This window comes from Fervidibacillus halotolerans (assembly GCF_026547205.1).
Lineage (GTDB): Bacteria > Bacillota > Bacilli > Bacillales > Caldibacillaceae > Fervidibacillus > Fervidibacillus halotolerans.
In genome coordinates, this window is the sequence record NZ_CP106877.1 from 2335831 (window position 1) to 2350973 (window position 15143).

At 39.5% G+C, this 15143-nt stretch carries 6 protein-coding genes; 3 read left to right on the plus strand and 3 right to left on the minus strand.

Features of this window, described 5'->3' with window-relative positions; genetic code table 11:
• Positions 1–122: 122 nt before the first annotated feature.
• Positions 123–1604: a TIGR02677 family protein gene (locus OE105_RS11045; RefSeq protein WP_275420233.1), complete on the minus strand. Its 1482-nt coding sequence runs from the start codon at positions 1602–1604 to the stop codon at positions 123–125.
• 329 nt (positions 1605–1933) lie between these two features.
• The gene (locus tag OE105_RS11050; RefSeq protein ID WP_275420234.1) at positions 1934–5431 is read right to left on the minus strand and encodes a pullulanase; all 3498 of its coding nucleotides are present in this window, start codon (positions 5429–5431) and stop codon (positions 1934–1936) included.
• A gap of 1243 nt (positions 5432–6674) precedes the next feature.
• Between OE105_RS11050 and OE105_RS11055 the strand changes: the two genes are divergently transcribed.
• From OE105_RS11055 to OE105_RS11060, 3 genes are all read left to right on the plus strand, one after another.
• Positions 6675–10652 (plus strand): 5'-nucleotidase C-terminal domain-containing protein, encoded by a 3978-nt coding sequence (locus tag OE105_RS11055; protein ID WP_275420235.1) that lies wholly within the window; start codon positions 6675–6677, stop codon positions 10650–10652.
• A 776-nt stretch (positions 10653–11428) separates the two neighbouring features.
• Positions 11429–11557: a LacI family DNA-binding transcriptional regulator gene (locus tag OE105_RS13965; protein WP_420842528.1), complete on the plus strand. Its 129-nt coding sequence runs from the start codon at positions 11429–11431 to the stop codon at positions 11555–11557.
• 256 nt (positions 11558–11813) lie between these two features.
• Positions 11814–14195: a glycoside hydrolase family 31 protein gene (locus OE105_RS11060; protein ID WP_275420236.1), complete on the plus strand. Its 2382-nt coding sequence runs from the start codon at positions 11814–11816 to the stop codon at positions 14193–14195.
• A 469-nt stretch (positions 14196–14664) separates the two neighbouring features.
• On the opposite strand, the gene OE105_RS11065 is transcribed toward OE105_RS11060, so the two are convergent.
• The gene (locus OE105_RS11065) at positions 14665–15132 is read right to left on the minus strand and encodes an Athe_2463 domain-containing protein (RefSeq protein ID WP_275420237.1); all 468 of its coding nucleotides are present in this window, start codon (positions 15130–15132) and stop codon (positions 14665–14667) included.
• Between the last annotated feature and the right edge of the window lie 11 nt (positions 15133–15143).

Here is a 15143-nt window from a genome sequence, read left to right on the forward strand (position 1 = left end):
TTGTATTTTTTTCGAGAATTCTATTTTTACCTTAAGCAAGTTGAGAAAGCGATGCGGTTTTCGTATCGTTTTTTATTGCAAGTCTTTCTTCAACATAATTAAAGAGAAAAATTGTTGTTCACTCAGATTTGCTCAAATATACAATCGGGCATCGTCAATTCCCCGTCTTCCGATTTCAGTACGATCATTTTATCTTTATTGATCGTAACCTTTATTTCCATTCCATAATCCGTTTTCACGATTCGATTTTCCGATTGCATTGCTTTCGTTATCCATCCTAGCAATAATTTTCGAATAAAAGGTTCTACCATTGGAAGTTCAGATAATTGGATCATTCCATTTTTCATATATTTTATGATTAGCTGTTCTTCCTTTTTTCGTTCTTTCAAATATTTTTGCCGTTCTTTCAGTTTTTTTTCAACATTTGAAATGGCTGCACCTGGTTTTGTTTTTTCTCGATAATGATTTGTTCTCGGTTTGATTGTCAACATGACCGGATCATCGTCCCAAACATCTGCATACATGTTATCCGTTGTATCTTCTACTAGGTGGAGATGTTTAACGGTTATCGCACCGAAGACGACAGAACTTAGTCGATGGGCTTCACCAATCGTACGACATTCCGAAAACCATTTTGCCAAGTGTAAATAATCATTCATCCGGCTACGAAAATGTTGTTGCCGCTCACTAATTCGTTGAACATATCGAGTAATCCTTCGAATCATTTCATTCGTTTGTGTCTGTAAAATTTCTAGTTCACTTTGTTGGGTACTCGTGCCTAGAAACCATTGACGGAGACTTGCCCATAATTCCTCGTATTCAGACTTCCATTCATCAATGGAGGAAGACACGTCTTCCAAACGGGGAATCGATTGTCGGTGTTCGATGAGTTTGGCAATAAATGTTTCCAATTTAGTTTTGTTCATTTCTTTTAATCGTTCTTGAATTTGCAATGAGGTTTTTTGTAACGATACAATAAAATCCCTTAAGTACGCTGTAAATTGATTTTTATAAACGAGGAACGCTTCCGTTTGCATACGTTGATCGGTTTTCTCACTATTTATATAGGCAATATAATCTGCTGTACTCGTACGGATCGTCTGGAAGTAGCGAAAGACGTCATCCCACAGACGCATATAATATTCGGGACTTTTCGTCAGATCAGTGGTGAGTTCATTTTGCAAATTGATTAATGCTTGAAGAAGCCTTTCAAACTGGGAACGCTCTAGTGACCCTTGAAAATTATCACCGGTCATTTTTTCTAAGGACACGAGCATCCGTTCAATTTCAATCGTATAAGGTGTGGGTTGATAGCGGAAACGTTTCTTTTTGTACTCCTCCACCGTTTTTGCATTCGTCATGTCTTGTCTTGCAATTAAATTGTTCCATTTTACTAGTTGGGCTAATTGCTGATGAAGTTGTTCTTCTTCATAATCATGGAAGGCGGGAATAGAGCGTAAATATTCCAAGATCTCTTCCGGACTAATAAAATCCCGCATTCGCTCATGTTGACGATAAAAATAGCGCAAAATCGTCCGATATTGAGTTGCGGAATCAGCTGTTAAGTAGCTCGCTTCAATCACTTTTTTCATCGGTAGTTCCACAAAAATCATCCTTATTCGTCTTCATTTTCTTATTTTCTATTATATATATTTATATATGGAATTGATAGGTATGAGTGGTGGGTCAAGGGGACAGGTACTTTGACCCGGGGGAGCAGATCAAAAAAGTGGGCCAAGGGAACCGGAACCTTGACCCACCATTTTCTGGGAATGGGTCAAAAGAACCGGAACCTCGACCCACTCCGGGGACAGGAACCTCAAAGTGGGCCAAGGGAACCGGAACCTTGACCCACCATTTTCTGGGAATGGGTCAAAAGAACCGGAACCCCGACCCACCAAAGTGGACCAAAAGAACCGGAACCTCGACCCACTTATATTTTTCTTCTGCGGTAGAAAGATTGAATAGAAAATGCTACAAGTAGAAGTAGCGTTCCTACCAACAGAGAATTATAATAACTTGTTGAAGTATTTGGTAATTGATTTTTCGTTGTTGCATCCCTAGGTGTTTTCGCATTGTCAGACGATTTGTCACCTTGATTCTCATTACTTGTTCCACTGGTTGGGTTTTCTCCATTTGAATTTGTTGGCTTTTCAGATGAATCTTCACCAGTTTGATCCTCGTCATCCGAAGGCGTTGATTGATTATCATCTGGATTGTTAGTTTCTTCTGACGGTTGGTCTCCACTATTGTCTTGATCATCTGGCGTTGTCGATTCTTCACCATCAGGGTTTGTAGGATTGCTTGGTTCTTCACTATTCTTTTCCGCACTCATTTTAATAACTACAGTTGTGAGCGGGTCAATTGTAATACGATCTTTCGTCAAAATAACACCTGTTAGTTCAGAAACTTCTTCAGTGCCCGCCTCATCATCATCTACCAAAATGATTCCATTGGTTAAATCTTCACTTAAAGTTAGCGTACGTTGTTGATCATCTGCATTCACGAATACGTAATATGCATCTCCATTCGTCGCTTCGTTTCGATATCCGATAATTAAATCCTCATTTTGAATCTCTGGTGCATTGATTAACGAAACGTTCTGATCAACAAGATCTTTTTCCCCTAATCGGAAAGCATCGGTTGATTTTCTTAATTGAATCAACCCCGCCGTATATTCAGCTGTCGTTGTGTGTAACGGATATGTTGTTTGATCCGTAATCTTTGCCCATTCGATGGCATTAATCGCATCGGAAGAATCGTAAGAATCATGAATAAAATACGGATAAACAAATGGATTCCCGTTTTCATCTGTCATATATGTAGACTTATATGGAGGAGTATCCGTATTCACTCGATATTGTTTTGTACGACCATACTCTTGCCCAGCATGGAGAAATGCTGTTCCTTGAGAAGTTAAAATTAATGAGTTCCCAAGACGAATCCGTTTTTGAATTTCTTCTTCATAATACTCGGGATCTTTTTTAATCGATTGGGCAATGACATCATGTAACGTTAAATTATCATGTGCAGCAATATATTGGATCACATCCCCCGGATCATCCGCTACGAAATTCCCTGGTTGAGCTTTTATATTGTTAAAAATCACTTGAATATTTCTTGCCCCACCTGTAATAAATCGGGGTTGTCCCTCACTTCCATAACCGGATTTCAGTTCGTTTCGAATTTCATCGGAAAAAACTGCGACACTGTCCGTAGACTGCATCCATGTCTGATCAGCCGGTTGATGAGGTTCATTATCATCTCCCGTATACGTGAGCCAACCTTCACCGAGCATAAGAATATTTGGATTCAATTTTTTTGCTTCATCATAGGCAAGTTGAATCGTCTCCGCATCATGGTCGCCCATCATATCAAATCGAAAACCATCCACTTTAAATTCATCAACCCAATAGGTGATTGAGTCAACTAACAATTTTCTCGTCATTTTATGGGTCGTTCCTAATCGTCCTCCACCAAAACTTTCTTTCGGGTTGCCATTTACATCCATAAAATGGTAGTAGTTCGGCACTAAGTTTTCAAACAATTCCATTTTTGCCGTATGGTTATATACGACGTCTAAAATAACTCCCATTCCTCGTTTATGAATCTCATCGATTAACGTTTTAAATTCTTCAATTCGAAGTTCTGGGTTATCCGGATTTTCCGAATACATGCCGCTTAATGAAAAATAACTTTGTGGGTCATATCCCCAGTTGTAATTGTTGTTTTGAGATGAGTATTCCGATTCCCGTTCATGATTTTTCCACTCATCCGCATAGTAATAACTCATAACCGGTAGAAGCTGAATATGGGTGACACCTAATGATTGGAGATAATCCAATTTTTCAATAAAAGAAGAAAATGTTCCGAATTGGGCATTCAACTCGTCTTCAATACTTGGGTCCGATGTAAAGTCACGAACATGTACTTCATAAATGATCGCATCTTCCCTTTTTTCATACCCATTAATATTGGCAAAATTTAATTCAGGTCCAATTGCCGATGGATCCACAATCGCAGCTTTTGCAAAAGGATCTGTCCCACCGGATTCGGGGTTTTTCCATCTAGCTAATGATTTCGCATATGGATCGAGGGCTATTTTCGTTTCACCGTTATGGGTAATTTTGTAATGGTAATAATACCCTTTCAAATTTTCCAAACCGGTGTTGTCTTTGTTTAACGTAACTTCCCATACACCTCGGTCACCAAGTGTCATTGGAATATCATCCATGACGACATTGTTTTGGTCATCTTTGTCATATAAAATAATGGAAACTTGTTCCGCTTTGGGCGACCATAATTTAATGGTAGCGCTCCCATCTTTGTTTAAGGTTGGTCCAAGTTCACCGTCATAGGCGTATAATTCATCGATTAATTTCCAGCTACCTGATGCATGAATGATATAGTCGCCAAATGCAATCGTATACGGTTGACCTTCTAATGGAAATTGACCAATCAATTGCACCTTTTGTTCGTCTAAAATAACCGCATCCTCTACATTCATTTGATCGCCTGCATTATTTTTAACAACGATCGTTTCTAATAGACTTTCTTTTGTCAAATCCTCTGTTTTCGAAAATAATAACTGGATTTTATTTTCCGATAAAAGTTCACCGGATATTAATTCGGTTGGAATTGTTCCGTATGGGTTTGTATACACGTGTTCATCTCCATCGTTTATAAAAATTTGGTCCGTATTTGGAATTGGAAGTGTCTGTTTGTAATCTTGTGTTTGCTCTGATGTTGCCTTGTTTACAAATAAAAATCCAATTTCATTTCCATCTTCTTTAATCTTAATATCGAAATAGGCACCATGCTTTCCTACTCCATCCGCATCAAAGGCACCATTTGGCCAACCGTCGACCGATTCTGATGGTGTTTCTACATCACCCCATGTCCATATCCCCCAGTTGTCATATTCGTTATTTCCTCTTTGATAATGAATTCGAATGGTATTTTCAGGGAGTTCAACCGGTTCGACAATAAATACATCGTCTGATCCTTCTTTAATCCAAACTTCATTAATCCCGGGATGGAAAAGATCTAAACTTTTATCTCCCCCATCTTTGTCACCAGTAATCACATTTAGTACGAGAAATCCAATATTTTTTGCATTATATTTGATTGGAATATCGAGATACACACCGTAGTCGTCCTGTTGATCAATAATAAACGGAGTACCCCCACTTGGCCAATTTTGTGAAGGCATTTCCACATCGCCCCACAACCATAGACCAAGATTTTCATAGTTTCCATCTGTACGTTGATAGTGAATTCGTAATGTATTTTCTGGAATGTCTGTGACCTGATCGGAATTTAATGATAATGTTTCGGCTAAATTACTAGAAGCATAAGTAAGATTGCTAGTCGAAAAAATAAGTAAAAAGGTTGTTAAAAAAACGATAAATTTCTTAATACGTCCTTTCAAAATTTTCACTCCTTCTCGTCTAAAACTAGGTCCTAAAGTGTAAGAAGATACTATTTGTTAAATGATGAAAAGATCCCTCCTTCCAAATGATCCTTTTATAAACTCAACTTTCGCGAATCAATTTGCTCGTGAAGTACGGGTATTCGGTTTTGTTTGTTCAACGCTTCTTTCTAAAAGTACACTAAGAGCGAAAGTTGAGGTGGTAATGGGTGAACATAAAAATTAAATTGGTGCAATCAAATTATAAAAATTCGTGCAACCGGTTGCATCAGAGGGTAAAAATTATATTAGATTATGAAATTAACATTGTTTATTTTTTTATCGGGCAAACGTTTGCATAAATTGCGCATGGAAACGCTTGCAATTCCAAACTTAATCATATCGTACTATTTTTTAGCCACTGGGTCAAGGGGACAGGAACTTCAACCCGCCAAATTTTGGAAGTGGACCAAAGGAACCGGAACCTCGACCCACCCTTCGAACTGAAGTAACCGGATGGGGCAAATTTCCTGAATTATAGGCATGTTTATCTGAATTACATGCGGGTTCACCTGAATTCCTGAGTAATTTCCCCGAATTCAGCACAATTTTCCCTGAATTATAAGCACGTTTACTTGAATTACGTGTCAGTTTCCCCGAATTCCTGACCAAATTCCCCAATTGGACCAAAAGAACCGGAACCTTGACCCCAATTTCCCCTGAATTATAGGTACATTTACCTGAATTACATGTCAGTTTACTCGAATTCCTGACCAAATTCCCCAAATTCGGCACATTTTTCCCTGAATTATGGGCATGTTTGCCTGAATTACGTGCCAATTTACCCGAATTCTGTCTAACTTTCCCTGAATTATGTAACAAAACCACCCGAAATCGATCCAACTTCCCCCAAAGTGGGCCAAGGGAACCGGAACCTTGACCCGCTCTAACAAAACCACCCGAAATCGATCCAACTTCCCCCAAAGTGGGCCAAAAGAACCGGAACCCCGACCCACTTCTCGTTTACAAATATGAAGAAATTTTAAATTTTTTGTTAAGCGAATAATATAATTTTATAAAAATTCTATATTTATTATATTCCTTTCTGGAAATTCATGATAAAATAATTCGGGGATAGCAACTAGGCGATACATCATTTCCTTGGTTTGGGGGTGGTTTATGCGGTTCAGGCCAGAATGAGAACTAGCTGATCATTTGTCAACCAGTCGCGGGATTATCACACCATTTTTCAGGAGGAGAAATGATGAGATTCATAAAACATCGCGGTTTAATTTTAGCAGCTATTTTTGCATTACTACTAAACTACATTATCCCTTTCCAAAACATTTCACATGCATCAGATATAGATGCGATTTCCGTAGAAGAAGCGATTGCTAACAATAGCGGAACAGGTACTGTAACCGGTTATATTATTGGAACGGTTAAAAGCTGGGCTAATTTTGAAACGGAAGAACCTTTCTCAGTCGAAACAAACTTAGCCCTAGCCGATGATCCGAATGAAACGGATCCTGATAAAATTTTACCCGTGCAACTACCAAAGGGAGATATTCGAAATGATTTTAACCTAGTCGATCACCCAGAATATCTCGGTAAAAAAGTATTTATTACAGGAACATTGACAGCATACTTTGGCGTACCGGGATTAAAATCTCCCTCCGAAATGTGGTTAGATGGGGAAGAACCTCCTGGTGATGTTGAAGATCCTATTCCAACTCCTATACCAAGTCCAAGCATAAGTGAAATTCAAGGCGATGGTCATACATCCCCTTACAAAAATCAACAAGTTAAGGACGTTGAAGGAGTTGTCACTTTCGTCCAAGATGATAAAAATTTCTTTATCCAATCAGTCGTTCCTGATGACAATCCGAACACATCTGAAGGAATTCTAGTTTATTCTGGGCGCGGACATTCTGTAGAAGTTGGCGACTTAGTTAAAGTTAGTGGAACCGTCAAAGAATGGGTCATCATTGGTAGTAAAAAAGATGTCGATCTACCGGTTACAGAAATTAATGCATCAAATATTACGGTTGAAAAATCTGATCAACCGTTGCCAGAACCGGTAGTTTTAGATCCACCAACGGACGTAATCGATAATGACGCTTTTGCCATATTTGACCCAGAGGAAGATGCGATTGATTATTATGAATCATTAGAAGGTATGCTTGTTTCTGTGGAAGATCCTGTTGTAGTCGGGCCACAAAAATATGGTGAAATTCCTGTTTTAGCAAAAATAGATGAAGAGAAAGCGTTTACGAATGTAGGTGGAATATTATTAACGGAAGAAACAGCTAATCCTGAAAGAATATTTATTGATATTTCCAATAACGCTTTTATAGCAAAAACTGGTGATCAATTCGATGGTATGGTAACTGGTGTTTTATCCTTCGATTTTAGCAATTTTAAAATACTTACAGACGAAGAAGATTTACCCGAACTTATTGAAAGAGAATATACCCTTCCCGTTACCACATTAAAGGGTGATGAAGATTCTTTAACAATTGCTTCTTATAATATTGAAAACTATTATAAAGGTTTGGATAAAAAAACGACGAAAATTGCCAATTCGATTGTCAATCATTTAAACTCACCCGATATTATTGGTTTAGTCGAAATGCAAGATAATGACGGACCTGCGGATTCAGGTACGACGGAAGCAGATGAAAACTATGAAGCACTCATTTCAGCCATTGAAGCTGCCGGCGGACCGACATACGATTGGGCTGATATTGCTCCAGAGGACAAAATGGACGGTGGCAAACCTGGTGGAAATATTCGGGTAGGATTTTTATATAATCCCGATCGTGTACAACTTGTTGATGGAAAACGAGGTACAGCAACAGAGGCCGTTGATTTTGTCAATGGTTCATTAACATTGAACCCAGGAAGAATCGATCCGACCAACCCTGCTTTTGATGACAGCCGAAAACCGATTGCTGCACAATTTACCTTTAACGATGAAGACATTATCATCATCAATAGCCACTTTAATTCAAAAGGTGGAGACGATCCGCTATTCGGTATTAATCAACCACCTACATTGAAAAGTGAAATTCAACGGATGCAAATCGCCGAAGTAGTTAATGGATTCGTCGATGACATTCTTGAAGAAGATCCGAATGCAAATGTGGTTGTTATGGGAGACTTGAATGATTTTCAATTCTCCAACCCGGTAAAAGCTTTACAAGATGATATTTTAGTCAATTTAGTAAATAAAGTCCCTCTTAAAAAACGATATACGTATATTTACGAAGGGAATTCCCAAGTTTTGGATCATATTTTAGTCACCCATAACTTGGCAGACGATGCGGAAGTTGACATTGTTCATTTGAACTCCGCATATATGGAAGCTCATGGACGAGCATCCGATCACGATCCAATTTTGGCCCAATTGAATTTTGATGAAGAAGATCCCATTTTACCAGAAGAAGATTTTGATTTGACGATTATGCATACGAACGATACCCACGCCCATGTGGAGCAATTCCCATTTTTATCTACTGCTGTTCAAGAAATTAGAGCAGAAAACCCGAATAATTTATTGCTACATGCAGGGGATGTTTTTTCGGGAACCCTTTACTATACCGTTTATGAAGGATTGGCTGATCTTGAATTTATGAACACAATTGGGTTTGACGCTATGGTATTCGGAAACCATGAATTTGACAGCGGTTCGGAAGTTCTCGGTAACTTTGTAAAAGATGCAGCATTCCCGTTTGTTAGTTCAAACATCGATTTCTCTAGTGACTCGAATTTAAGTCCATACGTACAAGCGAATATCGGACTACCAGGTGAAGGTGGAAAAATTTACCCGGCAGTTGTAAAACATGTTGATGGAGAGCCAATCGGTATTATTGGGTTAACGACAGAAGAAACTCCTTCGATATCCAGTCCTGGTGAATCAATCGTCTTCCATGATGTTATTGAAAAGGCAAGCGAAACTGTAGAACAACTAGAAGATATGGGAATTGACAAAATTATTGCCTTAACTCATTTAGGTTATAAGAGCGATTTAGAATTGGCAAAATCCGTTGAAGGAATTGATATTATCGTCGGCGGACATAGCCATACGGATCTTCCTGAAGGTGTCTTAGTTGATGAAAAAGCTGAGCCTACAATCATCGTTCAAGCAGGCGACAACTTAAATTATTTAGGGAAACTGGATGTCACTTTTGATGAAAATGGGGTTATCATCAATCACGATGCAGAATTACTCAATTTGGAAGAATATGAAAAAGATACTGCACTTCAAGAAAAGGTTGACGAGTATACTGCAGGATTAGAGGAATTACTCAAAGAAGTTGTTGGAGAAACAAAGGTTGCTTTAGACGGTGAAAGAGAAGACGTACGATCAAAGGAAACGAATCTTGGAAACTTAATTACAGACGCCATGGTATGGAAAATGCAACAATTCAAACCAGAGGTAACTATAGCATTGCAAAATGGCGGAGGAATTCGAGCATCCATCGACGCTGGAGAAATAACGATGGGTGAAGTCCGTACTGTCATGCCATTTAATAACACCCTCGTGTTTATGGAATTAACCGGTGAAGAAATTTGGCAAGCGTTAGAACATAGCGTAAGCAAATATCCTGAAACAAACGGAGGATTTTTACATGTATCTGGTTTGAAGTTTACCTTTGATCCGGAAAAACCAGTTGGCGAACGAGTGATCTCCGTCTATGTTAAAAATAGAGAAAACGTTTCAAATGCCAGCGTGTCAATAAGTTCCTTATCGATTGCACAAAGTAATGATCAAGAATATGTTCCAATCGACAAAAACGCCACGTATTTTGTAGCCACGAACTCCTTTATTGCAAAAGGTGGGGACGGTTACGAAATGCTGGCAAAAGCAACCGAAGAAGGTCGAATGACAAATATTGACATTCCTGACTACGAAGTTTTAAGCGAATACTTGCAATACCTTGCTAAAACTGGACAAGATATTCCTACAGTTGAAGGAAGAATCATTGCTCTCGGACAAGAAGATAACGGTCAAGATCCAGGTAAAGATGAATCCCCTGGAACGCCAAGTGAGGACCAAGATTCCGGAGATAAGCAGGATTCTAAAGATGGTGAACAAACCTCTGGAGCAGATGATCAAAATAATAAACTACCGAATACTGCAACAGAGAATGGAAACTTGCTTGCTATCGGAATGTTACTTATGATGGTAAGCCTCATCCTATTCGTATATTATAGAAACCGGAAGCAATTCATTTAAATTTGAGCGCCCAAGGATAACTCCTTGGGCTTTTTAATGGGGACAGGAACCTTGAGGGTGGGCCAAAGGAACCGGAGGGTGGGCCAAAGGAACCGGAACCTTGTCCCACCAAATTTTGGAAGTGGGCTGAAAGAACCGGAACCTCGTCCCAGTTTGTCCTGAATTATAAGCACGTTTCCCTGAATTACGTATGTATTTACCTAAATTCCTGACTAAATTCCCCGAATTCAGCACAATTTTCCCTGAATTGCATGCGAATTTACCCGAATTCCTGAGTAATTTACCCGAATTCTGTCTAACTTTCCCTGAATTATGTAACAAAATCACCCGAAATCGATCCAACGTTCCCCGAATTGGACCAAAGGAACCGGAACCTCGTCCCACTCGGCTTAATTTTCCCTGAATTATGTGCCAGTTTACCCGAATTCATGACCAAATTCCCCGAATTCAACACAATTTTCCCTGAATTACATGTGAATTTACCCGTTTTCCTGAGTAATTTACCCGAATTCTGTCTAACTTTCCCTGAATTATGTAACAAAATCACCCGAAATCGATCCAACTTCCCCCAAATTGGGCCAAAGGAACCGGAACCTTGACCCGCTCAAAAGAACCGGAACCCCGACCCACCAGAACAAAACTGGTTCAAAAGTATCCGAACCTCGACCCACTGTTAAAGTGATGGAAACGTTGTATAATATAATAGTGATGAATATGGGGAAGGTATGATTTCATTTCCTAATTTAAATAAATAGTTGAAAAGGTGAAGTTTTATTATGGTAACGCTTAAAGATATTGGCAAAGAAGCAAATGTGAGTGTCATGACCGTATCCAATGTAATCAATAAAATTAGTCATCAACTCAGAATCGAAACAACTGTTAGCGGTAGGGTTAAAATTATTTAACGGACAGTATTCAACGGACTACGGCGGATTATTTGCTGCCACTTCCATTTCAATCATTCCAATCATTATCGTTTATATATTCTTCCAAAAACGATTTATTGAAGGAATTGCAGGCGCTTCCGTAAAAGGATAATGGGGACAGGAACCCCAAAATGGGGGACTGGAACCTGGTGGGCCAACGGTGGGCCAAGAGAACCGGAACCTTGACCCACTCGGAATCCCGACCCACCCCAAGAGATAGTTAGGAGGGATTTGAATGAAAATGAGAAAAAAAGAAGATGACCCAAAGGCCATGAAGAAGGCAATCATCAAAGGGAAAAATTACCGCTTTACCGTTTTGACAGAGAAATTGATTCGACTGGAGTATTCCGAACATGGAACTTTCGAAGACCGGGCGACCCAAACGGTCATTAACCGGAAATTTCCGTTGCCAAAGTTCGAAGTGGTTGAGCGACAAGATCAGTTGGAGATTATTACCGACCATTTCCATTTGTATTATACGTACGGCCCCTTTTCCAAACACTCCTTATGGATCGATGTGAAAAACAACTACAGTCATTATCGGAACCGGTGGTATTATGGTGAGCCCTTTGAAACGTTGAAAGGAACGGCCCGAACGTTGGATCAAGTGGACGGGGCGCTACCATTGGAAGAAGGGATCCAATCGAAAAACGGTTTTTCCATCATCGATGATTCCAAATCGTGCATTCTGGCCAATGAGGAGACAATTTTGCCGAGGGAGCCGGGACAAGTCGACTTATACTTTTTTGCCCACGGCAGGGACTATCTTGCCGGGTTACGGGATTTTTATACATTAACCGGCACAACCCCGCTACTCCCCCGCTTCACCCTCGGAAACTGGTGGAGCCGGTATTGGAAGTACGACGAAGAGTCGTATAAAAACTTAATTCGCCGTTTTCAAAAGGAAGACATCCCCTTTTCCGTAAGCGTCATCGACATGGATTGGCATCTTGTCGATATTCCAGAAAAATATGGAAGCGGATGGACGGGCTATACGTGGAATAAAGAACTGTTCCCAGATCCGGACCGGTTTTTACAGTGGCTTCATAATCAAGGAATGCATGTTACGTTAAATGTTCATCCCGCAGACGGGGTCAGACCCCATGAAGAGATGTATGAACGGATGGCAAAGGCGTTAGGGGTCGATGTGGAAAAAGAACATCCGATTCCCTTTGATATTACCGACAAAAAATTTCGCGATGCCTATTTCAAATTTTTACATCATCCAGAAGAAAAAAGAGGCGTTGATTTTTGGTGGATTGACTGGCAACAAGGGACGACGAGTAAAATCCCTGGTGCCGATCCCCTTTGGCTGTTGAACCATTTCCATAGTTTGGATTTCCAAAAACGAAGAAAACGACCGCTTATCTTATCCCGCTATGCAGGGGTGGGCAGTCACCGCTTTCCGATCGGTTTTTCCGGAGACACGGTCATTTCATGGGATTCCTACCGATTCCAACCGTATTTTACCGCAACTGCGTCAAATATCGGCTATACGTGGTGGAGTCATGATATCGGGGGCCATTTTGAAGGGGAAAAGGACGATGAACTAGCACTCCGGTGGCTTCAATTCGGTGTGTTCAGTCCGATCATGCGTCTTCATAGTTCCAGCAGTCCCTTTAACGGAAAAGAACCGTGGCGATATCCGGAACATATTTCCAACATTATGAAAAAGTACTTGCGGTTGCGCCATCAATTCGTCCCGTACTTGTATACGATGAATTGGCGTACTCACCGTAACGAACATCCGCTTATGATGCCTATGTACTATTTGTATCCGATGGAAAATGAAGCCTATGAAGTGCCCAACCAATATTTCTTCGGAAGCGAGTTAATCGTCGCACCGGTTACAGAAAAAATCGATCGGGACCTGCAACTTGCACCGGTTACCCTTTGGCTACCTGAAGGAAATTGGATCGACTTTTTCACAGGAAGGATGTACAAAGGTGGCGGCAAACTGAAATTGTTCCGGGGACTCGAACAAATACCGATTTTCGCAAAAGAGGGGGCGATTGTTCCATTAGCCAAACATCAACCGGGAAAAAATACGATCGAAAACCCGACTGAGCTAGAAATTATCGTCTTCCCTGGTAAATCGAATACGTTCTCCTTATACGAGGATGACGGAATGAGCCTTGAATACGAAACGGGCCATTTTGTGGAAACAAAAATGGAATGGAATTGGGAAGAGAAAACATTTACTATTGATTCTGCAGAAGGGGATCGGTCCGTTATTCCAGAAAAAAGAAATATATGGATTCATTTCCGAGGCGTACAGGATTGGAAACATGTGAAGGTACAGGTGGATGGAAAAACGATTCCTGTAAAAGGACAATACGACACAGAAACAAATACGTATACGTTCATTGTCGAAAACTGGAACGTGAAAACAAAACTGGCGGTGCAAATTGTTGATGAAAACATCATGAAGACGGAACACGATTATAAAGAAGGGATCTTCCAATTGTTGAATCGGGCACAAATCTCCTTCCCTTTAAAAGATCGGATTTATAAAATCGTGAATGAAACGGACGACAAATGGAAAATCATCCGCCAATTGCGAACGATGGACTTGAGTGAGATGTTGTTTGATGCGATTTTGGAGGAGTTGGTGTAATCCCTTTCCTCCCTTCCTCTAATGAAAAAAATAAATTCAAACGATGGATTTAAACGGGGTTTTATTTGATGCGATTTTAGAGCGGATAGATAGTAATTAGATATATATCGTTTTTGATGGGAGGGTTATCGTTTTTTAAAAATCATTTCGTGTATGTAGGTTGATACGGTCAAAAGTAAAAAATAATCTTAATGATTAACATAAAAACGAATCCTTAAATTTTCTAAAATACATTTATAATCAATCGGCAATTGAAGCTGGATCATTTCGTTTAACCAAAAAAGAGAGTAGTTCATTTTGAGCATAACCTCATTATTGAACTACTTTTTTCTATATGAACGGTATTTAACCCATCTAAAAGCAACGAAAACGTGCCGAATTGTGACAAAAGCATATTTTATAAATTTCATTCAGATTCTATATTTGAAGATAATAAATTTACACGTTAAGGTTTAATCATCTATATTCTTTAAGATAAATCAGCATTTGCAACATTAGCATCATTGGGAAAATAAATGTTTTCATATTTAGCACCATTTACATCAAAACCTAAATAACGATATTCACCGTTACCTTTCAAATTCCCACTGCTATCCATTCCGACATATCCATAGCCCTTTTTAAATAACCCTTTATTAGAAATTGTATCGGTTGTTCCTTCGGGTTGATGGGCATTTTTAAAATCGTTTCCTGGAACATCTTTGTATGTACCATATACAACAATTCCAGTTTGTTCCCACAACTCGTAGTTAAATGGGTATCCATCTATATTACATGCTTGAATATTAGAAGGGGGTGTGGGTCCAGTATAGGCACATGCATTAGACTTTGCATTTACACCATAACTTGTTAAAGAATAAAAAATTCCAATGACTAGAAAAAGGACTGCCATACCCAAAGGTAATGGCAGTATGTGATTTTGTTTCCTAACATTCATTTTTATCACCT